This window comes from Novosphingobium sp. LASN5T, from assembly GCF_003856955.1.
GTDB lineage: Bacteria > Pseudomonadota > Alphaproteobacteria > Sphingomonadales > Sphingomonadaceae > Novosphingobium.
Genome location: NZ_RQSI01000001.1, coordinates 299568 through 325141, shown reverse-complemented (window position 1 = coordinate 325141; position 25574 = coordinate 299568). Strand labels below are relative to the sequence as shown.

Sequence of the window (25574 nt, the reverse complement as noted above, 5' to 3'; positions counted from 1 at the left end):
TGCTTTCCTACAAAGCAGCCCCTGGGGCAAGTGCGGCGGTGTTCCCCAAATGTTCAAAGCGGAGGTGACCCGATGCGCCAGGTCCTGATCGATCGTGAACTGACCAGCGAAGGCCCGCGCCGGGCAGGGCGTGGTTCCGCGGCGGCCGCGCGGCGCAGCGTGAAGGTGAATTGCGCCGAATCGCCACTGACCTGGCTGCATGCACGCGGCCATCTCAGCGACCGGCAGTTCGACGCGGGGGAGCGCCTGCGGATCGATTGGGAGCGCGCGCAACTGGCGCCAGCCGTCACGATGCGCTGGGAACCGGTGCGTTTTGGCGGTGGCGAGCGCAACCTTTCGCCGACCGAGCGGCAGATCGCGGCGAAGGAACGCTTCGATGCGGCGATCGCCGCCGCGGGAACCGGATTGAGCGATATTCTGTGGCGGGTGGTTTGCTCCGGCGATGCCCTGGCGATGGCGGAGAAGGCGCTGGACTGGCCTGTCCGCAGCGGTAAGCTGGTCTTGCGCATCGCGCTTGACCGTGTGGCGGACTTTTATCGCATCCGATGAACGACACAGGCGGATCGACGAACGTCATTGCGGGCTATCCCCGCGCCGTGTCAGGCCGTATCGATTGAAACCACAGTGTCGGGAAGCAGCTTCATGGAACGACGGGAATTTCTGGGATTCGCGGGAATCGCGGCGGGTGCGCTTGGCGGAGGCTGGCCGCTCCGGGTTCTGGCCCAGACGGCCGGCGATGCCGCGTTCAACGCGCTGGCCGACAGGTTGTTTTACGAACAGCTGCTGATCGAGCCCGAAAACGCGACGCGCCTTGGCCTCGACAAGGGCACTCGTGCCGGCTTGCGAGCACGGCTTGATGACTACAGCGAGGCCGGGAAGGACGCGTCGCGGGCGTTCAACGAACGCGCCTTGGCGGCAATGCGTGGCGTGGATGCGGGAAGCCTGAGCGCCGCCGCCCGGCTGAACCGCGATGTCCTTGCCTACAAGTTCGAACAGGAACTCGCCGGCAAGCCGTTCGGGCTGGACGACGTGGAAAATCCCTATCCGATCACGCAGCAGAGCGGCGTCTATTTCAGTGTTCCCGACTTTCTCGACAGCCAGCACCCGGTCGAGAACGCCGATGATGCCGAAGCCTATCTGACGCGGCTGCGGGCCTTCGCTTTCGCGCTGGACGATGAAACCGCGCGGCAGCGGCGCGACGCCGGGCGCGGCCTGATCGCGCCGGTATGGTCCGTCGAACTGGTGCTGAAGCAGATGCGCGCGCTGCGCGCACCGTCGCCCGAACAGAACGCCATGGTGCGATCGCTGGTCAAGCGAACGACGGCGAAGAGCGTGGCAGGCGACTGGGAAAGCCGGGCTGCCCGGATCGTGGCGGGAGACGTCTATCCCGCGCTCGATCGCCAGATCGCGCTGATGCAGCAGTTGCGCGGGCGCACGCGGCCGGGCGATGGCGCGTGGCGTCTGCCCAAGGGCGACGAGATCTACGCGCTGGCGCTGCGCAAGGCGACCACCACCGATCACACGGCCGAGCAGGTCCACAAGATCGGGCTGGAGCAGGTAGCCGATATTTCCGCGAAGCTGGACGCCATCCTGAAGGGGGCGGGTTTCACCACCGGTTCGGTTGGGGCGCGGCTGACCGCGCTCAACGCCTCGCCCGCGCAACGCTATCCGAACACCGATCAGGGGCGCCTGGACCTGATCGCCAGCCTGAACGCGGGTATCGCCGCGATGACGCAGAAACTGCCGCGCGCGTTCCGCGACATCCCGTCCGAACCGCTCGAAATCCGCCGCGTTCCGGTGGAAATTCAGGACGGCGCACCGAACGGGTATTACTATTCCGCGCCGCTCGATGGCTCGCGCCCGGCGATCTACTGGATCAACCTGAAGGATGTGGCCGACTGGCCGAAGTATTCGCTGCCGGCGCTGACCTACCACGAGGGCATTCCCGGCCATCACTTGCAGGGCGGCTATACCCGCAGCGGCGGGAACCTGCCGATGTTCCTGAAGGACTATTTCATTTCCGCCTATGGCGAGGGCTGGGCGCTCTATGCCGAGCAGCTGGCCGATGAGCTGGGCGGATATACCGGCATCGAAAGCGCCGGCTATCTCCAGTCCTTCCTGTTCCGCGCGGCGCGTCTGGTGGTCGATACCGGGCTGAACCACTACCGCTGGAGCCGCGAGAAAGCGACCGACTACCTCGTCAACACAGTGGGCTTCGCGCGGCCGCGCAGCCAGCGCGAGATCGAGCGCTATTGCGCCTCGATCGGGCAGGCGTGCAGCTACAAGATGGGCCACACGGCCTGGGTTGCCGCGCGCACCAAGGCGCAGCAGGCACTGGGCGACCGCTTCAGCCTGCCCTGGTTCCACGACATCCTGAAGGAAGGCGTGATGCCGCTGTCGATGCTGGAGCGGCGGGTGGACGAACGGATCGCCGAAGCGAAGCGCGGCTGACGAAGGACGGGCTGGGGCAGCGGAAGGCGGGAGTTACCGGCTCTCAGCCTTCCGCCATCTCCGCCAGTTCCAGCCAGCGCTCCTCGGCCGCGTCCTTGTCGGCGCGAACCTTTTCCAGCGCGGCCATCAGCGCATCGAATTTCTTCGGATCGCGCGCGTAGAGGTCCGGATCGGCCAGTTGCGCCTCGCCGCGCGCAATGGCGGCATCGAGTTCCTCGATCTTTTGGGGCAGCAGCTCGTAATCGCGCTGATCCTTGTAGGAGAGCTTGCCCTTCTTCGCGGCCGGGGGAGGCGGCGGCGGGGCGCTCTCCGCCTTTGGCGCGGCCTTGATCGGCGTCACGCGCGCCTTGCGCTGCTTTTCCCAGTCGGCATAGCCACCGGCCACGACATCGACCTTGCCCGATCCGTCCAGCCCCAGCGTGATGGTGACGGTGCGATCGAGAAAATCGCGGTCGTGGCTGACGATGAGCACGGTGCCGTCGTAGTCCGCGATCACTTCCTGCAGCAGATCGAGCGTTTCGAGGTCGAGGTCGTTGGTTGGTTCGTCCAGCACCAGCAGGTTGGACTTGCGGGCGAATTCGCGCGCGAGCAGCAGACGCGAGCGTTCGCCGCCCGATAGCGTGCCGACGCGCGCCTCGACGAGGCCGGGATCGAACAGGAAGTCCTTGAGATAGCCCTGGATGTGCTTGCGTTCGCCGCGCACGTCGATCCAGTCGCCGCCCTCCGCCAGCACGTCGCGCACGCGCTTTTCCGGCGACATCAGGCTGCGCTGCTGGTCGATCATCACGCCGCTGAGCGTCTTGGCCAGCGTGACCGTACCGCTGTCGGGCTGGAGTTCGCCGGTCAGCAGCTTGAGCAGCGTGGTCTTGCCCGCGCCGTTTGCGCCGACCACGCCGATGCGGTCGCGCCGGGTGATGCGCAGGCTGAAATCCTTGATGATCGCGCGCGCGCCGGCGCCTTCGCCGAATGTCTTGGTGACGTGATCGGCGACGATCACCGCCTTGCTCTTGGCATCGTCGCTGGCAACGGCGAGCTTTGCGGTGCCTTGCGGGCTGAGCATCGCGGCGCGCTGGGCGCGCATTTCCCAGAGCTTTTCAAGCCGGCCCTGGTTGCGCTTGCGCCGTGCGGTGACGCCGCGTTCAAGCCAGTGCGCCTCGATCTTCAGTTTGGCGTCCAGCTTGTCCGCGGCGCGGGCTTCCTCGGCATAGACCTGTTCCATCCACGCTTCATAGCCACCGAAGCCGATGTCCTTGCGGCGCAGCGAACCGCGATCGAGCCACAGCGTGGCGCGGGTGAGCCGTTCGAGGAACGTCCGGTCGTGGCTGATGACCACAAACGCGCCGGTATAGCGCTGGAGCCAGGATTCCAGCCAGTCGATCGCGGCGAGATCGAGGTGGTTGGTCGGTTCGTCCAGCAGCAGGATGTCGGGGTCTGAGGCGAGCGCGCGGGCCAGCGCGGCACGGCGGCGCTCGCCTCCGCTGGCGCTTTCGGCCTTGCGGCCCATGTCGATGCCAAGCTGGCTGGCGATGGCTTCCACCTCGTGCCGTTCCGGCGCATCCGGCCCGTGCAGCGCGAAATCCATCAGCGTATCGAACCCGGTGAAGAACGGGTCCTGCTCCAGCGTGACCAGCCGCACGCCCGGCTGGATGGAGCGCTTGCCCTTGTCGGCCTCGATCTGCCCGGCGATCAGGCGCAGCAGCGTGGTCTTGCCCGCGCCGTTGCGGCCAATCAGCGCCAGCCGGTCGCGCGGGCCGATGTGGAGGTCAAGATCGCGGAAAAGCCAGCCGGTGCCCTGGAGAAGCCCAAGGCCCTCCCAGCTCAAGATCGGTGCTGCTGCCATGCCGCGCGCTTAGCCGCCGGTGGGCAGAAGGTCTAGGGTCAGGACTGCCGGCCGGCACTTTTTGCCTGAACCGCCGCCGGCATCCGCATTCACGCCTTGTTCAATGCTTCGGCTCTAGGCAAAGCAGCATCATGCGCTGGATCATCGCCTTTACCGCTGTCGGTCTCGCGGCCTTGCCCGCGACGGCCTTTTCGGCCCCGAACCGTCCTGACGCCCAGGGTGAAGTCCGCCGCGACCTGCGCGCGGGCAACGTGCGTTCGCTGCGCGAGATCGAGCGGACCGTGTTGCCGACCAAGCCGGGAATGCAATACCTGGGGCCGGAATACGATCCCGCCGCCATGGTCTATCGCCTGAAGTTCATTCGCGAAGGCCATGTCATGTTCGTCGACGTGGATGCGCGCACCGGGCAGGTGCTGGGCGAATCCCGCTGATCTTTCCATTCCTTGACCGTTCAGGTTCAAGGGATCATCTAGCATTCCTGAACACGTAACCGCGCGCTCTCCGGCATGGGAGCGGGCGAGCAGCAGGGGACAGCCTTACATGCGCATCCTGATCGTCGAGGACGAACCGACCCTCGGCAAGCAGCTCAAGGCCACGCTGGAACACAATGGCTACGCCGTCGACCTTTCCACCGACGGCGAGGACGGCCATTTTCTCGGCTCGACCGAGGACTACGACGCGGTGATCCTCGATCTCGGGCTGCCCGAGATCGACGGGCTGACCGTGCTTGGCATGTGGCGCAAGGAAGGGCGCAAATTCCCGGTGCTGGTGCTGACCGCGCGCGACAGCTGGTCCGACAAGGTGGCCGGGCTCGACGCGGGCGCCGACGACTATCTGGCCAAGCCGTTCCAGACCGAGGAACTGATCGCCCGCCTGCGCGCGCTGATCCGCCGGGCTTCGGGCAATTCTTCTTCGGAACTGATCGCCGGCGACGTGCGGCTCGATACCCGTTCGGGCCGGGTCACGCTGAACGGCGAGCCGGTGAAGCTGACGGCGCAGGAATACAAGCTGCTGTCCTACCTGCTTCACCACAAGGGCAAGGTCGTCAGCCGCACCGAATTGATCGAGCATATCTACGATCAGGATTTCGACCGGGATTCGAACACGATCGAGGTGTTCGTCACCCGTATCCGCAAGAAGCTGGGGCCGGACGTGATCACCACGATCCGGGGGCTGGGTTACAGCCTCGACGATCCGGCCCATCCGGGCCGCGGTTGACGATCGGCGCCTTGTCCGCGGCACCGCAGGGCATGACGCGGCATCGCGGCGGACGGGCAGGGAACTGACAGCGTGACCACCACCGCGCAGGAACCGAAGACAGCGCCGCACACCGGATCGCTGGCGCGGCGCATGATGCTGATCGCGTTCGCGTGGATCACGGTGCTGTTGCTGGGCGGTGGGCTCGCGCTCGACCGCACGCTGACCGGCCTGGTCACGCGCAATTTCGACGAACAGCTGGGCTACATGCTGACCGCCATGGTCGCCTCGGCCGAGATCGGGCCGGATGGCGAAGTGTTCTTCAACCGGCCGCTGGGGGACCAGCGCTTTCTGGAACCGAACAGCGGGCTCTACTGGCAGATCAGCGGGCAGGGGCATGAGGATTTCCCCTCACGCTCGTTATGGGACCGCACGCTCAAGCTCCAGAGCGACCATGTCGATACCGAGCCGCACATCTATGATAGCGGCCAGTTCGAGGGCGAACGGCTGCGGATGATCGAGCGATCGGTAATCCTGCCCGGCAGCAATACGCTGTGGCAGTTCGCGGTCGCCGCCAGCCGCAGTGAACTCGACGCGCAGATCCGCCGCATCCGCTCGATCCTGATCTGGTCGTTCGTGGTGCTGGGGCTGGGCTTGTTCGGCATGGCGGCCTTGCAGACCTATTACGGGCTGGGGCCGTTGCGGCGCGTGCGGCGGGCGATCGCGGCCATGCGCGAAGGCGGGGCGAGCCGGGTCAACGAGCCGCTGCCGCTGGAAGTGCAGCCGCTGGTGCTGGAACTGAACGCGCTGCTCGAACATTCGGAACGGCAGGCAGAGGAAGCCCGCACCCATGCGGGCAACCTGGCCCATGCGCTCAAGACGCCGCTGACGGTGGTGATGAACGCGGCGACGGCCAAGGCTTCGGATCTGGCCGATACGGTGATCCGCGAGGCCGCGGTGATGCGGCGACAGGTCGACCATCACCTTGCCCGCGCGCGCGCTGTCGGCCGCCGCGCGACCGGCCTTTCGCGCGCGGTGGTGTGGGAAAGCGCCGAGGCGGTGGAGCGCGCGGTCACACGGCTCTATCCCAAAGTCCGCTTCGACATGGACGGCAGCCGCGAGGCGCAGGTCGCGATCGAGCGGCAGGATCTGGACGAGATACTCGGCAACCTGATTGAGAACGCCGCCAAGTATGGCGGCGGCAGCGTGTTCATCACCGTGGACGCGAACCCGGCGGACCCGAAGTTCTGCGACATCTGGGTCGAGGATGACGGCATGGGCATTCCCGAGGAAGCGCGCGAGCGCATCTTCGATCGGGGCGCGCGGCTCGATACCGGCAAGCCCGGAACCGGGCTGGGCCTGGCCATCGTGCGCGACGTGGCCGAGCTTTACGGCGGTTCGATTTCGCTGAACGAAAGCGAGGATCTGGGTGGGTTGCTGACCACGCTGCGCCTACCGCGCGTGGTGGTGAAGTAACGGCCGCCTACCGTTCGCGCGGATGGGCGTTGCGATAGACGTCCAGCAGCGTTGCCGCGTCCACCTTGGTGTAGATCTGCGTTGAACTGAGGCTAGCGTGGCCCAGTAGCTCCTGCAACGAACGCAAGTCTGCACCCGCGCCGAGCAGGTGCGTGGCGAAGCTGTGCCGCAAGGCGTGCGGGGTCGCGGTGGGAGGCAGGCCAAGCACCGTGCGGGCGCGCGCGACGGCCTTCTGCACCATGCCCTGCGCCAGCGGACCGCCCTTGGCGCCCCGGAACAGGGGGGCGTCCTTCGTCAGCGGCCAGGGCGCCTTGGCGGCATAGTCCTCCACCGCCGCCCGCACGATCGGCAGGATCGCGACGACGCGCTGGCGATTACCCTTGCCGGTGACGACGAGCGATTCGCCCAGCGGGAGGACGGCGGCCGGCAGGGCCAGCGCCTCGGCGATGCGCAGGCCCGCGCCATAGAGCAGCAGCAGCACGGCGCGATCGCGCGCGGCGATCCATTCCTCGCTGGCGTCTTCGGCGACCATGGCGGCGAGATTGACCGCCTCGTCCGGCGTGATCGGGCGCGGCAGGCCCTTCTTCACGCGGGGGCCGCGCAGGCGGGGCGGCGCTATGCCGGTTTCGCCGGATTGTTCGCGCGCGAAGGCGATGAACGACTTGATCGCCGACAGTTCGCGCGCGGCGGAGACATTGCCGATCCCGTCTGCCCGCCGCGCGGCAAGGTGCGTGCGCAGCGTGGCGGGATCGAGCCGGGCGAGCGAGGCCCAGCCCTGCGCGGGCGGAAGCGCCGCCAGGAGGCGCGTGGCGGTGGCGAGGTAGGCGCGGACCGTATGCGGGGAGCGGCGCCGCGCCAGCGAAAGGTGCTGGCCCCAGGCTTCGAGGATGTCCTGCGGCGTCATGCCGCAACCAGGCTTTCGGGCACGAGTTCGCCCAGCAGCGCGTCGAGCAGTGGCATGCCCTTTCCGGTGACGGCCAGCCGGTCGCCGGTATCGTTCAGCAGGCCCAATCCGGTATAGAACGCGCGCTTGGCGGGCACCACGAGATCGCTTTCGGCGAAACCGAACCGCGCCGCCAGCGCCTTCACGTCCACGCCTTCGGCCAGCCGCAGGCCCATCAGCATCGCTTCGGAAGCCTGCTCCGCCATCCCCAGCGCGCGCTGTTCGGCAAGGCCATGCGCCTGCGCGTCCACCGCCTTGAGGAAGTTTTCCGGCTTGCGGTGGCGCACTGTCGCCACGCCGCCGCGCCGCCCGTGCGCGCCGGGGCCGATGCCGACGTAGTCGCCATAGCGCCAGTAGGTGAGGTTGTGGCGGCTTTCCTCGCCGGGGCGGGCGTGGTTGCTGATCTCGTAGGCGGGCAGGCCGGCGCGCGCGGTGAGTTCGCGGGTCAGGCCGAAAAGCGTGCCGGCCGCGTCGTCGTCGAGCGGCGTGAAGCGGCCTTCGCGCACCAGCGTGGCGAAGCGCGTGCCCGGCTCGATCGTCAACTGGTACAGCGAAAGGTGGCCGGTGCCGAAGGCCAGCGCGCGGGTCAGTTCGGCTTCCCAGCTTTCCGGGGTGTGATCGGGGCGCGCATAGATCAGGTCGAAGCTGACGCGGCGGAAATGCCGTTGCGCCACGGCAAGCGCGGCCAGCCCTTCGCTGGCGTCATGAAGCCGGCCGAGAAAGCGCAAGGCGGTATCGTCCAGCGCCTGAAGCCCCAGCGAGACGCGGTTGATGCCGGCCTGCGCCAGCGCCGCGAAGTTGGCGGCTTCCACCGAGGAAGGGTTGGCTTCCAGCGTGATCTCGATGTCTTCGGCAAAGCGCCAATGCCGGCTAGCTTGCGCAATCAGGCTTTCGACCAGCGCGGGCGGCATCAGCGATGGCGTGCCGCCGCCGAAGAAGATCGAAGTCAACTCACGGCCACCGGTCAGCGCCGCTTCGTGCGCCATGTCCGCCAGCAGCGCGGCCTGCCACTGGCCTATGTCGGTGCGTTCGCGTACATGACTGTTGAAGTCGCAATAGGGGCACTTGGCCAGGCAGAACGGCCAGTGGATATAGAGCGCGAGCGGCATCATCGGCCCGGTTCTACTCCGGGAACTGTTCCGCGACCAGCTTGGCGAAGGCATCGGCGCGGTGGCTGATGCGATGCTTTTCCTCCGGATCGAGTTCGGCGAACGTGCGGGTGCCGCCGGCGGGCACGAACACCGGATCGTAGCCGAAGCCCAGCGTGCCGCGCGGCGGCCAGGTCAGCGTGCCGTGCGCGCGGCCTTCATAGACGGCGCTGGCGCCATCGGGCCAGGCGATGGCGAGGACGCAGGCGAAGTATCCGTCGCGCGGGGTATCCGCCCCCTGTTCGCACAGCTTCCCCTCGACCTTGCCCATGGCCATGTACCAATCGCGACCGGGGCCGCCTTCATAGGGCGCGGCTTCGGCCCAGTCGGCGGTATAGACGCCGGGCGCCCCGCCCAGCGCGGCGACGCAAAGGCCGGAATCGTCGGCCAGCGCCGGCAGGTTCGCCGCTTCCGCCGCCGCGCGCGCCTTGATCAGCGCGTTCTCGGCGAAGGTCGTGCCGGTTTCGGCCGGTTCGGGCAGGCCGAGTTCGCCGGCGGACAGGCATTCCACGCCATAGGGCGCCAGCAGCGCCTGGATTTCCCGGAGCTTGCCCTTGTTGTGCGTGGCGATCACCAGAGACCCCCGTTGAAGTTTGCCAGTCAAACTGCAATCCTCTTATTATTGAAAATCTGCATGCTGGATCTGCACCATGAGCAGTCAAAAAAATCAAACGAATGAGCCTGCGCATCGGAAACTAGGGGCATACGGCTATATCGTTGTCGACGACGCCAGGTGCTACTACAAACCCGAAGTGGATGCCGCCGTCCGCGTCATACCACCTTACGGGACTCTTGTGGGCATCTTAAGGCAACAAGATGGCTGGGTGCTAGTTAGCTTTTGCGGCAAAGAGGCGTGGTCACCAATTGAGCAACTCGCTGCCGAGGAACCAAAGGCCAAAGTTCTTTTCGATATTCGACCTTATTTGTTCCCCGGTCGTTCAAATTCGATAGCCAGTGCGCCAAACGGATCAGACGTTGAAATTGGGCCACGAGGCGGTCGGTTTACTCGCACTAAGTCAGGTTTTCGCCGCTACTTTTGACGCTCAACGTAGTCTGTGGCCCAATTCGTGAACTGTGACTATCGTCCGACAGCCTTGGCCTGTGCGTCGAAGATCTGCGCGCAGCCCACGCGGGCGAGGCGGAGCAGGCGGAGCAGACCCTCCTCGTCATAGGTCGCGCCTTCGGCGGTGGCTTGTACCTCGGCGATCTTGCCGCCATCGATCAGGACGAAGTTGGCATCGGCATCGGCCGAGGAATCCTCGATGTAGTCGAGGTCCAGCACCGGCACGCCGTTCACGATTCCGCACGAGATCGCGGCGACCTTTTCGGTCAGCGGATCGTCTTGGATCGCACCGGCGTCGATCAGCTTCTGCACGGCGAGACGCAGCGCGATCCACGCGCCCGAGATCGACGCGGTGCGGGTGCCGCCATCAGCCTGGATCACGTCGCAATCGAGCGTGATCTGGCGTTCGCCCAGTTTCTTGAGGTCGGTCACGGCGCGCAGGCTGCGGCCGATCAGGCGCTGGATTTCCTGCGTGCGGCCGGACTGCTTGCCCTTGGCCGCCTCACGGCTGCCGCGCGTGTGGGTGGCGCGGGGCAGCATCGAATATTCCGCCGTCACCCAGCCTTCGCCCTTGCCGCGCATGAACGGCGGCACGCGTTCTTCCACCGAAGCGGTGACCAGCACCTTGGTATCGCCGAATCCGATCAGGACCGAGCCTTCGGCGTGCTTGGTGAAGTTGGTCTCGATCGTGATGGCGCGCATTTCATCTGCGGCGCGGCCGGAAGGGCGCATGGCGATTATCCTGCAAATCCGCATGCCGATAACAGGCGGGTGTTGAAAGTTGCGCAGGCCCTACGCGCAATGCCCTTGAGCCTGCAAGCCTGCCGTTTACATTGGGTGCTTATGGTTTCGCTTCCGCTCACCGAACTGTCCAGCCGCGCCCGGGATATCTTCCGGCTCGTGGTGGAAGGCTATATCGCCAGCGGCCAGCCGGTCGGCTCCAAGACCTTGGCGGGCACGGGCGGGGTCAACCTGTCGCCCGCCTCGATCCGTTCGGTGCTGCAGGAATTGCAGGACGCGGGGCTGCTGGCCGCGCCCCACACCAGCGCGGGCCGGATGCCGACCGAGATCGGCCTGCGCCTGTTTGTTGATGGCATCATGCAGGTGGCGGAACCCTCGGCGGCGGAGCGCGCGCAGATCCAGCGGGGCCTTGCCGAAGGCGGCACGATCGAGGCGGCGCTCAACGCCGCTTCGCTGGCGCTGTCGGAACTGTCCGCCGGCGCGGGCGTGGTGATGGTGCCCCGGCGCGAGCCCCGGCTTATGCAGCTTTCCTTCATGGCCCTTTCGCCCGGGCGGGCTCTGGCGGTGCTGGTGGGCGAGGATGGCGCGATTGAGAACCGGCTGATCGACCTGCCGGCGGATGTTCCGCCGCACGCGTTGGAGCAGGCAGGCAATTACCTGACGCACAAGCTGATGGGGCGCACGCTGGGCGAAGCCGCCGTGGAAATCCGGCGCGACATCGCGGGCGGCCGGTCCGCGCTCGACACCGCCAGCCGCGATCTGGTCGAACGGGGATTGGCGATCTGGTCGATGGACGCGGCGCAGCGCCCGGTGCTGGTGGTGCGCGGGCAGGCCAACCTGCTGGATGAGGCCGCGCTGGGCGACATCGAGCGTGTCCGCCAACTGCTGGACCAGCTCGAGAACGCCGAGGCGATCGCCGGGGTGCTCGATGCCGCGCGGGATGCCGAATCGACGCGGATTTTCATCGGCAGCGAGAACCGCCTGTTCTCGCTGTCCGGCTCGTCGGTGATCGCTTCGCCGTGGCGCGATGCGGAAGGGCGCGTGGTCGGCGTGGTGGGGGTTATCGGACCGACGCGGTTGAATTATGCGCGCGTTGTCCCCATGGTGGATTTCACGGCTCAATCGTTGAGCAAACTCATCGGACAAGACGGATTTTCAAGAAAATGACGGATAACGAGACACGCCCGCTGGACGAAGCTGCACAGGCAGAACTGAAGGGTGTGCCCGAGGAACTGATCGATTCGGCGGGCAACGGCGAGGAACTGGTCAAGCTGCGCGAAGAACTCGAGGCGGCGAAGCAGGACATCCTTTACGCAAAGGCCGAAACACAGAACCTGCGCCGCCGCATGGAAAAGGACATCGCGGACACGCGTGCCTACGCAGCGACCGGCTTCGCGCGCGACATCCTGTCCGTGGCCGACAATCTGGCGCGTGCGCTGGAATCGATCCCCGCGGACTTGCGCGATGACGAGAAGTTCAAGAATCTGGTCGCCGGACTGGAAGCCACGGGGCGGGAGATCGAGAAGGTCTTTGCCGGCCACGGCATCAGCCGTATCGCGGCCACGGGCCTGCCGCTCGATCCGCACCAGCATCAGGCGATGATGGAAGTGCCTTCCGCCGACGCCGAACCCGGCACCGTGCTGCAGGAACTTCAGGCCGGCTACATGATCAAGGACCGCCTGCTGCGGCCCGCGATGGTGGCCGTGGCCAAAAAGCCGGACTGAGCCGGACGACGGGGGCAAGCGCTGGCGCGTCAGCGCGCCAGCAGTTCCTCCACCTCGTCGGTCGCATAAAGGTCGGCGAACACCATGGCCATGATATGCAGCGTGGCGGCGTGCTCTTCGTCGCTCAGCGCGGCGTTGGCGTCCGCGGCGATCAGCACGCGGTAGTTCAACTGCATCGCATCGCGCGCAGTGCTTTCGCAACAGCAGTTGGTCAGCGTCCCCGTGATGAGCACGGTGTCGATCCCGCGTTCCCGCAGCAAGGCGTCGAGCGCGCAAGTGCCCGGCGTGAACGCGCTGAACCGATGCTTGTCGAGGAGCTGATCGCCCGGCGCGACATCGAGCGCGGGCGAGAGCTGCCAGTAGTGCGCGCCGGGGGTGAACGCCGCCTTGTGGCCGGTGGCGGCCGCGCCTTGGCGGATCATGAAATTGGACCAGCTTGCATCGCCTTCGGGCGAACTGGTGTAGCGCAGGAACACGTTGGTGCCCCCGGCGGCCCGCACCGCGCGCGTGATCCGGTTGATGTTGGCGACTATGCTCCGCGCTTCGGGCACTTCCACGGGCGCGCCCGGCTCCATGAAGCCGTTCTGCATGTCTACTACGATGTGCGCCAGGCGGCGCGGATCGATATCGTCAAACACATTGCGCACGCCGCCGCGCCCGGCGGCAAGGCGATCGAGAATGGCGGCGTGATCGACATGATGCGGCATGGCATCCTCCGGTGGATTATCAGCCACTTGTCGATCACGAAGCGCATGGCGAGTCTGCCCGCTTCCTGCCGCACTTCCGGCCCGTGAAACGCAACTGCTGCACGGTTCGTCGCAAGCGGCGGAACGCGGCCCCCGGTTCGCGCGTCGCCTGCGCAAGAAACGGAGACACATCATGCGTAAGTTCCTGATTGCCTCGCTTGTTCTGGGTTCCGCCGTCACGCTGGGCGGCTGTTCGCGCAATTATGCGGCCGAAGGTGGCCTCGTCGGCGCAGCGGCCGGCGCCGGTGTGGCGGCGGCGACGGGCGGTGATGCCGCTACCGGCGCCGCGATCGGCGGCGCGGTGGGCGCGCTCGGCGGCTCGCAGATCAAGAAGCACGGCGGCCGGTGCTACCGCGTGGATCGCAACGGTTACGAATACGAAGTGCGCTGCTGATCCGCGAAGGGCAGAATCGCCTGCAGGCGGGCGAGAGGAGGGGCGTCCCCGGCGGGATGCCCCTTTTGCGCGAGGAAGGCGTGACGGACGATTTCCGCCTGCTGTTCGATGCCATAGCGGGCGAAGGGCTTGCCCGGCACGAAACGGTAATCGTAGCGGCAGAACGGATGGCGCATCATCGGCAGATACCATCGCCCCTTGCGCTGGGCCTGCCAGACATGCGCCATCTCATGAATGAACAGGCCTTGCAGTGATAGCGGGGCTTCCCCGAAATCGTCGCAATAGTGCGCTCCGGCGGGATGGAAGTGGAGGTGGCCCATCGGCGCCATCACCACGTTGCGCGGCTGGAACGGGAAGAACCGCCGCCGTTTGACGCGGACCGGTGCCACATCGATGGCTCCGCCGAACACCTCCCGCACCAGCGCGCACTCGCTTTCGGTGAGCGGCCGATCACCGCCCACCGGGCACGTTTGCGCGGGGCTGGCGATCACATCTTGTGGTCCATATGCTCCATGCCGCCCATCGCGCCGCTCGCCTCACCACCGCCGGGGCTGGTCACCTTGGCGACGACCGTTGCCTTGTCGCCATTGTCGAGCGTGATGGTCAGTTCGGTAGTGCCGCCGGCCTTCAGCGTATCGGCCACGTCGAACAGCATGACGTGGAAACCGCCGGGCTTGAACTCCACGGTCTTGCCCGGCTCCAGCGCTACTTCCTTGACCGGAGACATCGAGGAGACGCCGTTCTCCATCTTGCTTTCGTGCATTTCCGCCCGGCCGGCGCCATCGACATGGACCGCCGCGACCTTGCGCGGCGCGCCGTTCCCCTGCGAAACCGTGAAGTAGGCGACACCGGGGCGGCCGGCGACCACCGGCAGTTGCACGATAGCATCTGTCAGGGCGATTCCGGGGGCATTTTCCGGGGTGGCATCGGCGCTCGACGAAGCGGTGACCGGTTCCTGCGGGGCCTTTTCGCCACATCCTGTCAGCGCGAGGGCAAGGCTGGAAAGTCCCGCCAGAACGTAGAGCCGCATCGTCGATCCTCCAGTTGAAAATTCGTCTGTTGATCTAGGCGCGGTCAGGCCTTGTGCCAAGTCAAACCGAACCTATATCGGCCGCGTCGGAGCCGCCGACCGGCGTCTGCCCTTCGCGGGGGGCGCCATGTGCGCGGTGTCTAATCTGGAAGGAAATGGGGAAACCATGGCTAAAGTTATCGGTATCGACCTCGGCACGACCAACAGCTGCGTTGCGGTGATGGACGGGGGCACGCCTAAGGTCATCGAAAATTCGGAAGGCGCGCGCACGACGCCTTCGATCGTCGCCTTCACCAAGGACGGCGAACGTCTGATCGGCCAGCCGGCGAAGCGCCAGGCCGTGACCAATCCGGACAACACCATCTTCGCGGTCAAGCGTCTGATCGGCCGTCGTTTCGACGATCCGCTGACCCAGAAGGACACGGAGCTCGTTCCCTACACGATCGTGAAGGGCAAGAACGGCGATGCCTGGGTCAAGGCCGGTGGCCAGGACTACAGCCCGTCGCAGATTTCGGCCTTCACGCTGCAGAAGATGAAGGAAACCGCCGAAGCCTATCTGGGCGAGACGGTGACGCAGGCGGTCATCACCGTTCCCGCGTACTTCAACGACGCGCAGCGCCAGGCGACCAAGGACGCCGGCCAGATCGCCGGTCTGGAAGTGCTGCGCATCATCAACGAGCCGACCGCGGCGGCGCTGGCCTATGGCCTCGACAAGCAGGACGGCAAGACGATCGCGGTCTATGACCTTGGCGGCGGCACCTTCGACATCTCGATCCTGGAGATCGGCGATGGCGTGTTCGAGGTGAAGTCCACCAACGGCGATACGTTCCTGGGCGGTGAAGACTTCGACACCGCGCTGGTCGAATACCTGGCGGACAAGTTCAAGGCCAAGGAGAACATGGATCTCCGTGGCGACAAGCTTGCGCTCCAGCGTCTGAAGGAAGCGGCCGAAAAGGCGAAGATCGAACTGTCGTCGGCCCAGACGACCGAGATCAACCTGCCGTTCATCACCGCGCGCATGGAAGGCGGCAGCACCACTCCGCTGCACCTCGTCGAAACCATCACCCGCGCCGACCTGGAAAAGCTGGTTGCCGGCCTGATCCAGCGCACGCTCGATCCTTGCAAGAAGGCGCTGGCTGATGCCGGTCTTTCGGCCAAGGACATCGACGACGTGGTGCTGGTGGGCGGCATGACCCGCATGCCCAAGGTTCGCGAAGTGGTGAAGGACTTCTTCGGCAAGGACCCGCACACCGGCGTGAACCCGGACGAAGTCGTCGCCATGGGCGCGGCGATCCAGGCTGGCGTGCTGCAGGGCGACGTCAAGGACGTGCTGCTGCTCGACGTGACCCCGCTTTCGCTGGGCATCGAGACGCTGGGCGGCATCATGACCAAGATGATCGACCGCAACACCACGATCCCGACCAAGAAGAGCCAGGTCTATTCGACTGCCGAGGACAACCAGCAGGCGGTGACGATCCGTGTCTTCCAGGGCGAGCGCGAAATGGCGCAGGACAACAAGCTCCTGGGGCAGTTCGATCTCGTGGGCATTCCGGCAGCGCGTCGCGGCGTGCCCCAGATCGAGGTGACGTTCGACATCGACGCCAACGGCATCGTCAACGTCAGCGCCAAGGACAAGGGCACCGGCAAGGAGCAGCAGATCCGCATCCAGGCATCGGGTGGCCTCAGCGATTCCGACATCGACCAGATGGTCAAGGATGCCGAGAAGTTCGCTGAGGAAGACAAGAAGCGGCGTGAGGCGGCCGAGGCGCGCAACAATGCCGACAGCCTTGTCCACGCCACCGAGCGTCAGCTTGAGGAGCACGGTGACAAGATCGACGCTTCACTGAAGGCCGAGATCGAAGCCGCCATTGCGGAAACCCGGACGGCGATCGAAGGCGGCAACCCCGACGACATGAACGCCAAGACCCAGGCGCTGACCGAAAAGGCGATGAAGCTGGGCCAGGCGATCTACGAGAAGGAACAGGCGGCCGCCGCTTCGCCGGGCGCCGATGCGCCGAAGGCCGATGACGATGTGGTCGACGCCGAGTTCTCGGAAGTCGACGACAACAAGGCTTGATGTTGCGATGAAACGAACCCGCCATTCGCGCACAGGCGTGGATGGCGGGTGACGTTGGGGCTGTTTTATGGCAACCGAAGCCGATTATTACGAACTGCTCGAAATCGAGCGCACGGCGGATGACAAGACGATCAAGTCTTCGTTCCGCAGACTGGCGATGCGCTTCCACCCGGACAAGAATCCGGGGTGCGCCGATTCCGAAGCCAAATTCAAGCAGATCAACGAGGCCTACGCCTGCCTGTCCGATCCGCAGAAGCGGGCGGCCTATGACCAGTATGGCCACGCCGCGTTCCAGCAGGGCGGCGCCGGTGGCGGCGGCTTTGGTGGCGGCGGCGATTTCGGTGATCTGGGCGACATTTTCGAAACGATCTTCGGCAGCGGCGCATTTGGCGGCGGTCGCCAGCAGGCGCGGCGCGGGGCGGACCTGCGCTATGACATGGAAGTGACGCTGGAAGAGGCGTTCCATGGCAAGACCGCCGAAATCTCGGTCGAGGTTTCGCAGAAGTGCGATCCCTGCGACGGGTCCGGCGCGGAGCCGGGCACCGGTGCGCGGCGCTGCAACCTGTGCGGCGGACACGGCAAGGTGCGCGCGCAGCAAGGCTTCTTCATGGTCGAGCGGACCTGCCCGACCTGCCATGGCCGGGGCGAGGTGATCGAGAAGCCGTGCCGGTTCTGCCGCGGCGAGGGCCGCGTCGATCTGGAACAGACGCTGGAAGTGACGATTCCCGCTGGCGTCGACAACGGCACGCGCATCCGCCTTGCCGGGAAGGGCGAGGCCGGGCCGTTCGGTGCCCCCCCGGGCGATCTTTACATCTTCCTGCACGTCAAGCGCCACCGCGTGTTCGAACGCGAAGGCACTACGCTGCTGACGCGCGCGCCGATCAGCTTCACGACGGCGGCGCTGGGCGGCGAGATCGAGATTCCAGGCCTGGATGGCAAACGCCATGCCGTGGAGATTCCGGCGGGCATCCAGTCAGGCAAGCAACTGCGCAAGCGTGGCGCGGGCATGCCCGTGCTGCAGGGGCGCGGTACGGGCGATCTGGTGGTCGAGGTTATGGTGGAAACGCCAACCCGGCTTTCCGCGCGGCAGAAGGAATTGCTGCGGGAGTTCCAGGCGACCGAGACCGGCGAGGAATGCCCGCAGTCGAAGGGGTTCTTCGAACGGCTCAAGGAAGCTTGGAGCGACCTGACGGAATAGGGAAACTTCCGCGGGGCAGGGCTGGCGCGCCTATCGCGTTTCGCCCGGCTCCGTTTCTTCGAAGGCCGCTTCCACTTCCGCTATGACGCGGTCGACCATCCCGTTTTCCGCGCAGAGACGGTCCCGCTCTTCGTGCAGGATGGCGAGAAACGCTTGCCGTTTCGCCCGGCGAACGGTGCTGACGTCAAGCGGAAGCTCCGCCGTGGAGACGATCAGGTCGATCATCCGTTCGGCGCCGTGCAGGCGGCCCCAGAGATAGTCGTTCTCGCGATAGGCGCGGCTGAAGAAGGCGCCGAAATTGAAGAACTCCACGCCGCGCAGGCAATCGAGCGTGCCTCCGGCGCGGATCGACGTGGCATCGTCGGGCGAGATGCGATCGACCTTGATCGGATCGAATTCGCCCATGCCTTCGCCCTGCAACAGCGGCAGCGTGGCGACATCGTAGAACGGGAAGCCGAGATAGGCGTGGAGGAAGCGCCGTCGCAACGGCTTGTCCATCGCTTCCAGCGCCGCCACGATCATGGCATCGACCTTGAGGTCGATCCCGGTCAGGTCGCGCCGCGCCGCGATGGAGGCAAGGACCGCCCCCGGATCGCTGGCGACCACGGCGGGGAGGCGGCGAAGCCCGGGCCAAGGCCGGCGGCGGTCTCGCGGCCCTGATAGAGCGCCTGCGCGCGATAGACGGTATCGCGCGCTGCCTCGCGCGCTTCGGGCGTGATCCCTTCGGCCTCGTCCCAGTCGTAAGTCAGCCGACGGGCGAGAAGCTTGAGCCGGCGAATGCGGAAACCGATATCGTGCGCGCGGAAAAAGCCGATGGCGGCCTCCGTCGCACCGCCCCTGCGTTCGGCCAGCTTGTCAAGACCCGAGGACTGGACAAGGTGCGCCCACAGCACGTTCTCGATTTCCGCGCGCGGCGCGGCATCGGGCGCGGCTTCCACGATCAGGTCCACCAGATCGCTGACGATCCCGGCGAACTTCACCTGGGCATAGCCATGGAAGGCATAGCCAGCCTGTTCGGCGGCCGCCTGTTGCGCCTTGTTCCGCCAGTTGGTCAGGCGCTTGCGGTTGGGCTGGTCGAAAAACAGGGTATAGCCGAACAGGCGTTCGACCGTTTCCTCGATCTCCGGCTGCAGCGCATCGACGATCGAGCGGAGCCGGGCGCGCTCGCGCGATTGCTGTTCCAGCGTTTCTAGATTGTCGCGGATCGGCTGTTCGCGCGGGATCGACGATAGCGAGCCGAAGATCGCGGAGAAGAAGCCGACCGTGCGGCCGCTGCGCTCCTCATAGCGGACGTGATCGGGGCTGGGATCGATATAGACGAAGCGACGGTCCACCTCGCGCTCTGCCGGGCGGTTGCGCAGCACGCCCATCGCCTGTGCGAACGGCCGATTGACCAGCACCGCGCCATCGACCAGCGCGACTTCGCCCACTTCCCCGCGCTTCCAGCGGCTGGGCATGATGCGCTGGAGGAAGCGGTCGCGCCCCGGCCAGCCCATGCGGCGCTCCTGCACAAGGCGGTCGATCTCGGCCACCATCAGCGGGGGAAACGCGCCGGGGAAGCTGGCGGTCGATCGTGCGGCAAAGACAAGTTCCGCCCGCGTGGCAAGATCGCTGCCAGGTCCGATACCGGCGACCCGGCTGAAGGCGATGGCCAGCCGGTGTTCGCTTTCTTCCACCAGCGGCGGGCTGTTGAGCCGCAGTTCCTCAAGGTGGCCATTGAAATCGGTTGCGGTGACCAGAAGATCGAGCGGATGGCCGGCGGGAAGCAGCGGAGCCGTGCCGGCCTGTTCCGCCGTGCTCTCCTCCATCGCTTCCAGCGCTTCGGCCAGCAGGCGCGAAAAGCCGATGCCACTGAACGGCGGTGCGAACCAGCGCGCGCGGATCAGGCTGGAAACCTTACGCCGCACTTCGGCGCGAATGCGCGGGGCGACCATGCGCATTACGGCATTGCCGGGACGGGCCAGCACGAACCACACGATCGGTTGCGCCCAGAATTTGGCGAAGCGGCTCCACGGCTTGGCGTCGGGATCGAGCAGCACGTCGACATCGGCTTTTTCCAGCCACAGCGTCGTCAGTGGTTCGAGGCTCTGCCCGCTGATCAGCGCCTGGGCCAGCAGCACGCCGTTGATGCCACCCGCGCTGGTTCCCGAGATGATATCCGGCAGGATGCGCAGCCGCAGGCCGCATTCGCGCTGAATCGTTTCGAGAAGGTCGAGATAGACTTTCTCCACGCCGGCCGACGGGGCGACCCTGGCGGGATCGTCCGTATGCAGCGCTCTGCTGGCGCGCGTGGCGTACCACAATTCCTTGGTCACGCCATGCATGTAGACCGCAAGGCTGATCCCGCCGAAGCAGACCAGGGCTATGCGCAATTCCTTTTGCCGCATGGTGCGCAGCATGGCAGTGAAGCGCGTTCGCCGCCAGTGCCATGTTGCGTTGTTCGGAAACAATCGACGCACCATGATCGAGCGATTGCGGGCTGTAAACGAAACCGACAGATTTCAGTACCTAGCGCGATAACATTTCCATTTTGCAGCGTTTTCCGGCGACCGCGGTGAAACGGAAATTGTCAGATTCACCGACGCTTTACCCTTCCTGGCTACAAGGACGGATGATGGCCGTAATGGTCGAAAGCCAGGTGAAGCAGGGCTGATGATCCGCCTGTTCAAACATTACATTCCGAACGCGGTCTTCCTTCTGGGCCTGTTCGATTTCTTCCTGCTGATCGCGTCGGGCGAACTGGGCTGGATCGTTCGTGCGCGACAGATCGGGCTCGATTTCGGGCCGATCAACGAACGCTGGGCGCCGCTGGCGACGTTCGCCGTGCTGGTGCAGGTGGCGATGATCTCGGTCGGGGTCTACGGGTCGGAGGCGCTGCGGTCCCTGCGCTATGCCGCCGCGCGCCTGTTGGTGGCTGTTAGCCTCGGCATCATTGCGATGTCGGTGGTCTATTTCCTCCTGCCCGGCCACACGCTGTGGCGGTCGAACCTGTTTTACGCGATGTTCCTGGCCATCGGCCTGCTGTTCGGGGTGCGCGTGCTGCTGGGTGGCCTGCTCGGCACCGCCGCGTTCCGCCGGCGCATCCTGGTGCTGGGCTCCGGCCATCGCGCCGATCGCCTGCGCAAGCTGGGAGAGCGCCCCGAGGCCGGGTTCGTGATTGTCGGCTATGTCGGCATGAGCGATGGCGTGCCGGTGGTGGAGGAGGCGATCAACCGCGCCGCCATCCATAACCTGACGCGCTTCGTGGACAACCTGGGCGTCAGCGAAGTGGTGCTGGCGCTTGAGGAGAGGCGTAACGCGCTGCCGCTCAAGGACCTGCTGCGGATCAAGACCACCGGCGTCCACGTCAACGATTTCTCGACGTTCGTCGAGCGCGAAACCGGGCGGATCGATCTCGACTCGGTAAACCCGAGCTGGCTGATCTTTTCCGATGGCTTCTCGTCGGGCCGTATGCTGTCGAGCGCGGCCAAGCGCCTGTTCGACATCGCCGCCAGCCTGCTGCTGCTGGTGATGACGCTGCCGGTGATCGCGCTGTTCGCGGTGCTGGTGAAGCTGGACAGCCGTGGCCCGGCTTTCTTCCGGCAAACCCGCGTGGGGCTCTACGGGCAGAATTTCGATGTCATCAAACTGCGTTCGATGCGCACCGATGCCGAAGTGGATGGCGCGAAATGGGCGCAGAAGGATGACCCGCGGGTAACGCGGATCGGCCGCTTCATCCGCAAGGTGCGGATCGATGAATTGCCGCAGACGTGGACGGTCCTCAAAGGCGAGATGAGCTTCGTCGGCCCGCGCCCGGAACGGCCGGAGTTCGTGTCCGATCTTGAGGACAAGCTGCGCTATTACGCCGAACGCCACATGGTAAAGCCGGGCATCACAGGCTGGGCGCAGATCAACTACCCCTATGGCGCTTCGATCGAGGACGCGCGTAACAAGCTTGAATACGATCTCTATTACGCCAAGAACTACACCCCGTTCCTCGACCTGCTGATCCTGTTGCAGACCATCCGCGTCGTGCTGTGGAACGAGGGCGCGCGTTGAACGCGATCGACGAACTCGCGGGGCATACATCCAGTGGCTTTGCCCACTGGGGCTACGTGCTTGCGGCGTTTTGCGCTTTGCTGCTCGCGGTCTGGCTGGGCGATGGCGCGCGGCGGCGCGAACCCGGCGGCAAGGTGCGCATCGCCGCGCTGGTCGCAATGGCGCTTTGGGCCTTGCTGTGTGCGGCGATGGGGGCCGGATCGCTCCCGGCGCAGCTGGCGGAAACACTGCGGGATCTTGGCTGGCTGGGCCTTGTCTACGCCCTGTTCGCCAGCGACGGGCGCAATGGCCACATGGGCCCTGTGCGCCCGCTGATGATCGTGCTCGCCTTCGTGGAGGCCTTGCAGGCGATCGCGATCATGCTGCAACTGTGGTTCGGCGCGATCGAGGGGGTGGAGGAGATGATCTTCCACATCTCGGTCATGCTGCGGCTGCTGGTGACCACCGGCGTGCTCGTGCTGGTCCATAATCTCTATGTCGGCGCGGTGGCGCAACAGCGCATCGCGGTGCGCTGGGCCTGCGCGGCAATGGCGCTGGTATGGGGCTACGACCTCAACTTCTACACTATCGCCTACCTGGCGAACTGGGTGCCGGACAATCTCGTGGCGATCCGGGCGCTGACCCAGATCATCGCTACCGTCCTGCTCGCGTTCGGGGCGGCGCGTGCGCAATCCTCGCTGCGCTTTTCGCCTTCGCGCACGATCGCCTTCCAGTCGCTCTCGCTGCTGGTGATCGGCGGCTACATGATCGTGATGGTGGGCGCCGCGCAATCTTTGGCGTGGCTGGGGGGCAACGCCTCGCAACTGGCGCAGCTTGGGTTTGCGGTAGCCATCACGGTGCTGGTGCTGGCCGTGATGCCATCAAAGCGCCTGCGGGGCTGGGCCAAGGTCGTGCTCGCCAAGCACCTGTTCCAGCACCGCTACGATTATCGCGCCGAATGGCTGCGCTTCACGCGCACGATCGGACACGGCGGAGCGCAGGCGCTGCCGCTGCATGCGCGCGTGGTGCAGGCGCTGGCCGATATCACCGACAGTGCCCAGGGCCTGCTGCTGGTGCCTTCCGAAACCGGTGACCTTGAACTCGCCGGGCGCTGGCAATGGCCCGCCGCCGAAGTTCCGGGCATGGCGATGGAGGCGGCCAGCGTCGCCTTCTTTGAACAGCATGGCTTCATCGTCGATCTCGACGAAGTGCGCGCCGGCACGGATCATCAGGGCGAACGGGCACGGGTGCCGGGCTGGCTGGTGGAGGATCGCGAAGCCTGGGCGCTGGTGCCGCTGCTGCATTTCGAACGGCTGGTGGGCATGGTCGTGCTCGGCAGGCCGCCGGTGACGCGCCAGCTCGATTGGGAGGATTTCGACCTGCTGCGCGTCGTCGGGCAGCAGTTGGCGAGCTATCTGGCGGAGAACAACGGCCAGGTCGCGCTGCTGGAGGCGAACCGGTTCGACGAGTTCAATCGCCGCATCGCCTTTGTGATGCACGATATCAAGAACCTTGCGAGCCAGCTCAGCCTGCTGTCGCGCAATGCGGAACGCCATGCCGAAAACCCGGCCTTTCGCGCCGATATGCTGGTGACGCTGCGCAATTCCACGGACAAGCTCAACGCGCTGCTGGCGCGCCTTTCGCGCTATGGCAAGGCCGCGCCGGAAAAGCTCGCGGGGACTGACGTGGCGGACGTGTGCAAGGGTGTCGTCACCCGTTATGCCGGGGCGCAAGGGTCGCGGGCGCACGCTGTTGGCGAAACGTCGTTCGGCGTTCTCGCCCATCGCGAAACGCTGGAGCAGGTGCTCCTGCACCTTGTCCAGAATGCGATCGATGCCAGCCCGCAAGGGATGCCGGTGCTGTTGCGCTGGCGCATCGAGGGCACGGATGGGTGCATCGACGTGGTGGATACCGGCGCCGGCATGAGCGCCGACTTTGTCCGCAACGGCCTGTTCAAGCCGTTCGTTTCCACCAAGTCAGGCGGTTTCGGCATCGGCGCCTTCGAAGCGCGCGAAATGGTGCGCGCCATGCGCGGGCGGCTTGATGTGGAAAGCCGGGAAGGGCTGGGCAGCCGCTTCACGATCCGCCTGCCCTTGGCTCCCGCCGCCGAACAACACGTCAGTCCCGGAACCGGGGAAGGTTCCGATGAAAAGAAAGTGGCATGATGACCGAGGTGCGCCCCAAGCTGCTGATCGTCGAGGACGATCCCGGTCTTCAGGCCCAGCTCAAATGGGCCTACGAGGATTTCGACGTGTTTATCGCCGGCGATCGCGCCAGCGCCCTGGCGCTGCTGCGGGCAGAAGAGCCGGCGGTGGCGACGCTCGATCTGGGGCTGCCGCCCGATCCTGACGGAACCAGCGAAGGCTTTGCCGTGCTGGACGAGATCATGGCGCTCAAGCCCGATACCAAGGTGATCGTCGCCAGCGGCCACGGCGCCCGCGAAAGCGCGCTGACCGCGATCGCCAAGGGCGCTTACGATTTCTATCAGAAGCCGGTCGATATCGATGCGCTGGGCCTGATCGTGCGCCGCGCGCTGCACCTCCACCGGATCGAGGCGGAAAACCGCTCGCTGGCGGATCGCGCAGGGCCGGACAACAAGGTGCTGGGTCGGATGATCACGGCGGCGCCGGAAATGGTCAAGGTTGCCCGCACGATCGAACGGGTCGCCGGCACCAACGTTTCGGTCATGCTGCTGGGGGCGAGCGGCACCGGCAAGGAACTGCTGGCGCGCGGCCTGCACGAAGCGTCGAACCGTCGGCGCGGCGCGTTCGTCGCCATCAACTGCGCGGCCATCCCCGAAAACCTGCTCGAAAGCGAACTGTTCGGCTACGAGAAGGGGGCCTTCACCGGGGCGATCAAGACCACCGAGGGCAAGATCGAGATGGCGAGCGGGGGCACGCTGTTTCTCGACGAAGTAGGCGATATCCCCTTTCCGCTGCAGGTGAAGCTGCTGCGCTTCCTGCAGGAACGCACGATCGAGCGCATCGGTGGCCGTCGCTCGATCGAAGTCGATACGCGCATCGTCTGCGCCACGCACCAGAACCTCGAAGCGATGATTGCCGACGGGCGGTTTCGCGAAGACCTTTACTATCGCCTGGCCGAAATCGTCGTGCGCATTCCGGGCCTGGCCGAAAGGCCGGGGGATGCCACCCTGCTCGCCAATGCCTTCCTTGCACGTTTCGCCGCCGAGATGAATCCGGCGGTCAAGGGCTTCGCAGCCGACGCGCTGACCGCCATCGACGCGTGGAACTGGCCCGGCAACGTCCGCGAACTGGAAAACCGCATCAAGCGCGCGGTCATCATGGCCGACGGCAAGCTGGTGACCGCGCTGGACCTCGATCTGCCCGCGCCCGACGAGAACAGCGACAATCCGCTGAACCTCAAGACCGCGCGCGAGGCGACCGACCGCCGCGTGATCCGCCACGCGCTGGCGCGCAGCGAGGGCAATATATCGGGCACCGCGCGCCTGCTCGGGATCAGCCGACCGACGCTTTATGATCTCCTCAAGCAATACGACCTCCAGCACTAG

Annotated in this window: 22 protein-coding genes and 1 pseudogene; 14 read left to right on the top strand and 9 right to left on the bottom strand. The window is 65.8% G+C overall.

Annotation, left to right across the window (positions count from 1 at the left end; all coding sequences use genetic code 11):
• Positions 1–72 precede the first annotated feature (72 nt).
• Complete coding sequence (locus tag EH199_RS01555; RefSeq protein ID WP_124807512.1) at positions 73–549, top strand: DUF6456 domain-containing protein; 477 nt, start codon at positions 73–75, stop codon at positions 547–549.
• A 93-nt stretch (positions 550–642) separates the two neighbouring features.
• Positions 643–2451 (top strand): DUF885 family protein, encoded by a 1809-nt coding sequence (locus EH199_RS01550; RefSeq protein WP_124807511.1) that lies wholly within the window; start codon positions 643–645, stop codon positions 2449–2451.
• A gap of 43 nt (positions 2452–2494) precedes the next feature.
• On the opposite strand, the gene EH199_RS01545 is transcribed toward EH199_RS01550, so the two are convergent.
• A complete protein-coding gene (locus EH199_RS01545; RefSeq protein ID WP_124807510.1) occupies positions 2495–4291 on the bottom strand; it encodes an ABC-F family ATP-binding cassette domain-containing protein in 1797 nt (598 codons plus the stop codon).
• Between the two features lie 131 nt (positions 4292–4422).
• Between EH199_RS01545 and EH199_RS01540 the strand changes: the two genes are divergently transcribed.
• From EH199_RS01540 to EH199_RS01530, 3 genes are all read left to right on the top strand, one after another.
• On the top strand, positions 4423–4722 hold the full coding sequence (locus tag EH199_RS01540; RefSeq protein ID WP_124807509.1) for a PepSY domain-containing protein: 300 nt from the start codon (positions 4423–4425) through the stop codon (positions 4720–4722).
• Positions 4723–4831: 109 nt separating this feature from the next.
• Positions 4832–5509 carry a response regulator transcription factor gene (locus EH199_RS01535; protein ID WP_124807508.1) on the top strand — a complete coding sequence of 226 codons (678 nt, stop codon included), beginning with the start codon at positions 4832–4834 and terminating at the stop codon, positions 5507–5509.
• Between the two features lie 132 nt (positions 5510–5641).
• Positions 5642–6964 (top strand): sensor histidine kinase KdpD, encoded by a 1323-nt coding sequence (locus EH199_RS01530; RefSeq protein ID WP_124807670.1) that lies wholly within the window; start codon positions 5642–5644, stop codon positions 6962–6964.
• Positions 6965–6971: 7 nt separating this feature from the next.
• Here the strand turns inward: EH199_RS01530 and EH199_RS01525 are convergent, their stop codons facing one another.
• Genes EH199_RS01525 through rdgB form a run of 3 tightly spaced genes read right to left on the bottom strand, consistent with a single transcriptional unit; the run spans position 6972 to position 9659 of the window.
• Positions 6972–7868: a tyrosine recombinase XerC gene (locus tag EH199_RS01525; RefSeq protein ID WP_124807507.1), complete on the bottom strand. Its 897-nt coding sequence runs from the start codon at positions 7866–7868 to the stop codon at positions 6972–6974.
• Positions 7865–9016: a radical SAM family heme chaperone HemW gene (gene hemW / locus EH199_RS01520; RefSeq protein ID WP_190287083.1), complete on the bottom strand. Its 1152-nt coding sequence runs from the start codon at positions 9014–9016 to the stop codon at positions 7865–7867. The genes EH199_RS01525 and hemW overlap by 4 nt, the downstream gene beginning before the upstream one ends.
• 13 nt (positions 9017–9029) lie before the next feature.
• Positions 9030–9659: an RdgB/HAM1 family non-canonical purine NTP pyrophosphatase gene (gene rdgB / locus EH199_RS01515; protein ID WP_124807505.1), complete on the bottom strand. Its 630-nt coding sequence runs from the start codon at positions 9657–9659 to the stop codon at positions 9030–9032.
• A gap of 46 nt (positions 9660–9705) precedes the next feature.
• Between rdgB and EH199_RS01510 the strand changes: the two genes are divergently transcribed.
• On the top strand, positions 9706–10095 hold the full coding sequence (locus tag EH199_RS01510) for a hypothetical protein (protein WP_124807504.1): 390 nt from the start codon (positions 9706–9708) through the stop codon (positions 10093–10095).
• 38 nt (positions 10096–10133) lie between these two features.
• On the opposite strand, the gene rph is transcribed toward EH199_RS01510, so the two are convergent.
• Positions 10134–10850: a ribonuclease PH gene (rph, locus tag EH199_RS01505; protein WP_124807503.1), complete on the bottom strand. Its 717-nt coding sequence runs from the start codon at positions 10848–10850 to the stop codon at positions 10134–10136.
• Between the two features lie 111 nt (positions 10851–10961).
• Between rph and hrcA the strand changes: the two genes are divergently transcribed.
• Both hrcA and grpE read left to right on the top strand, forming a co-directional pair.
• A complete protein-coding gene (gene hrcA, locus EH199_RS01500; protein ID WP_124807502.1) occupies positions 10962–12026 on the top strand; it encodes a heat-inducible transcriptional repressor HrcA in 1065 nt (354 codons plus the stop codon).
• A complete protein-coding gene (gene grpE, locus EH199_RS01495) occupies positions 12023–12583 on the top strand; it encodes a nucleotide exchange factor GrpE (protein ID WP_124807501.1) in 561 nt (186 codons plus the stop codon). The genes hrcA and grpE overlap by 4 nt, the downstream gene beginning before the upstream one ends.
• 29 nt (positions 12584–12612) lie before the next feature.
• Here grpE and EH199_RS01490 read toward each other — a convergent pair whose 3' ends face one another.
• A complete protein-coding gene (locus EH199_RS01490) occupies positions 12613–13317 on the bottom strand; it encodes a cysteine hydrolase family protein (protein WP_223806408.1) in 705 nt (234 codons plus the stop codon).
• 145 nt (positions 13318–13462) lie between these two features.
• On the opposite strand from EH199_RS01490, the gene EH199_RS01485 reads away from it, so the two are divergent.
• Positions 13463–13723: a glycine zipper domain-containing protein gene (locus EH199_RS01485; RefSeq protein WP_124807500.1), complete on the top strand. Its 261-nt coding sequence runs from the start codon at positions 13463–13465 to the stop codon at positions 13721–13723.
• Here the strand turns inward: EH199_RS01485 and EH199_RS01480 are convergent.
• Both EH199_RS01480 and EH199_RS01475 read right to left on the bottom strand, forming a co-directional pair.
• Positions 13699–14214 carry a vgr related protein gene (locus tag EH199_RS01480; protein WP_223806407.1) on the bottom strand — a complete coding sequence of 172 codons (516 nt, stop codon included), beginning with the start codon at positions 14212–14214 and terminating at the stop codon, positions 13699–13701. The genes EH199_RS01485 and EH199_RS01480 overlap by 25 nt on opposite strands.
• Positions 14211–14753 (bottom strand): copper chaperone PCu(A)C, encoded by a 543-nt coding sequence (locus tag EH199_RS01475; protein ID WP_124807499.1) that lies wholly within the window; start codon positions 14751–14753, stop codon positions 14211–14213. Before EH199_RS01475 ends, EH199_RS01480 begins: the two co-directional genes overlap by 4 nt.
• 166 nt (positions 14754–14919) lie before the next feature.
• Here EH199_RS01475 and dnaK point away from each other — a divergent pair, with 166 nt between their 5' ends.
• Positions 14920–16830 carry a molecular chaperone DnaK gene (gene dnaK, locus EH199_RS01470; protein WP_124807498.1) on the top strand — a complete coding sequence of 637 codons (1911 nt, stop codon included), beginning with the start codon at positions 14920–14922 and terminating at the stop codon, positions 16828–16830.
• 67 nt (positions 16831–16897) lie between these two features.
• On the top strand, positions 16898–18028 hold the full coding sequence (gene dnaJ, locus EH199_RS01465) for a molecular chaperone DnaJ (RefSeq protein WP_124807497.1): 1131 nt from the start codon (positions 16898–16900) through the stop codon (positions 18026–18028).
• A gap of 30 nt (positions 18029–18058) precedes the next feature.
• On the opposite strand, the pseudogene EH199_RS01460 reads toward dnaJ, so the two are convergent.
• Positions 18059–20415: pseudogene (locus EH199_RS01460) on the bottom strand (patatin-like protein).
• Between the two features lie 265 nt (positions 20416–20680).
• Here EH199_RS01460 and EH199_RS01455 point away from each other — a divergent pair.
• Genes EH199_RS01455 through prsR form a run of 3 tightly spaced genes read left to right on the top strand, consistent with a single transcriptional unit; the run spans position 20681 to position 25574 of the window.
• Positions 20681–22066 (top strand): TIGR03013 family XrtA/PEP-CTERM system glycosyltransferase, encoded by a 1386-nt coding sequence (locus EH199_RS01455; RefSeq protein WP_124807496.1) that lies wholly within the window; start codon positions 20681–20683, stop codon positions 22064–22066.
• Positions 22063–24210 (top strand): XrtA/PEP-CTERM system histidine kinase PrsK, encoded by a 2148-nt coding sequence (prsK, locus tag EH199_RS01450; RefSeq protein ID WP_223806406.1) that lies wholly within the window; start codon positions 22063–22065, stop codon positions 24208–24210. Before EH199_RS01455 ends, prsK begins: the two co-directional genes overlap by 4 nt.
• On the top strand, positions 24210–25574 hold the full coding sequence (prsR, locus tag EH199_RS01445) for a PEP-CTERM-box response regulator transcription factor (protein ID WP_124807666.1): 1365 nt from the start codon (positions 24210–24212) through the stop codon (positions 25572–25574). Before prsK ends, prsR begins: the two co-directional genes overlap by 1 nt.

Coding starts and splice junctions, on each gene's coding strand:
- EH199_RS01555 (WP_124807512.1), top strand. CDS start 73: ATGCGCCAGGTCCTGATCGATCGTGAACTGACCAGCGAAGGCCCGCGC.
- EH199_RS01550 (WP_124807511.1), top strand. CDS start 643: ATGGAACGACGGGAATTTCTGGGATTCGCGGGAATCGCGGCGGGTGCG.
- EH199_RS01545 (WP_124807510.1), bottom strand. CDS start 4,291: ATGGCAGCAGCACCGATCTTGAGCTGGGAGGGCCTTGGGCTTCTCCAG.
- EH199_RS01540 (WP_124807509.1), top strand. CDS start 4,423: ATGCGCTGGATCATCGCCTTTACCGCTGTCGGTCTCGCGGCCTTGCCC.
- EH199_RS01535 (WP_124807508.1), top strand. CDS start 4,832: ATGCGCATCCTGATCGTCGAGGACGAACCGACCCTCGGCAAGCAGCTC.
- EH199_RS01530 (WP_124807670.1), top strand. CDS start 5,642: ATGATGCTGATCGCGTTCGCGTGGATCACGGTGCTGTTGCTGGGCGGT.
- EH199_RS01525 (WP_124807507.1), bottom strand. CDS start 7,868: ATGACGCCGCAGGACATCCTCGAAGCCTGGGGCCAGCACCTTTCGCTG.
- hemW (WP_190287083.1), bottom strand. CDS start 9,016: ATGCCGCTCGCGCTCTATATCCACTGGCCGTTCTGCCTGGCCAAGTGC.
- EH199_RS01510 (WP_124807504.1), top strand. CDS start 9,706: ATGAGCAGTCAAAAAAATCAAACGAATGAGCCTGCGCATCGGAAACTA.
- rph (WP_124807503.1), bottom strand. CDS start 10,850: ATGCGCCCTTCCGGCCGCGCCGCAGATGAAATGCGCGCCATCACGATC.
- hrcA (WP_124807502.1), top strand. CDS start 10,962: ATGGTTTCGCTTCCGCTCACCGAACTGTCCAGCCGCGCCCGGGATATC.
- grpE (WP_124807501.1), top strand. CDS start 12,023: ATGACGGATAACGAGACACGCCCGCTGGACGAAGCTGCACAGGCAGAA.
- EH199_RS01485 (WP_124807500.1), top strand. CDS start 13,463: ATGCGTAAGTTCCTGATTGCCTCGCTTGTTCTGGGTTCCGCCGTCACG.
- EH199_RS01475 (WP_124807499.1), bottom strand. CDS start 14,753: ATGCGGCTCTACGTTCTGGCGGGACTTTCCAGCCTTGCCCTCGCGCTG.
- dnaK (WP_124807498.1), top strand. CDS start 14,920: ATGGCTAAAGTTATCGGTATCGACCTCGGCACGACCAACAGCTGCGTT.
- dnaJ (WP_124807497.1), top strand. CDS start 16,898: ATGGCAACCGAAGCCGATTATTACGAACTGCTCGAAATCGAGCGCACG.
- EH199_RS01455 (WP_124807496.1), top strand. CDS start 20,681: ATGATCCGCCTGTTCAAACATTACATTCCGAACGCGGTCTTCCTTCTG.
- prsR (WP_124807666.1), top strand. CDS start 24,210: ATGACCGAGGTGCGCCCCAAGCTGCTGATCGTCGAGGACGATCCCGGT.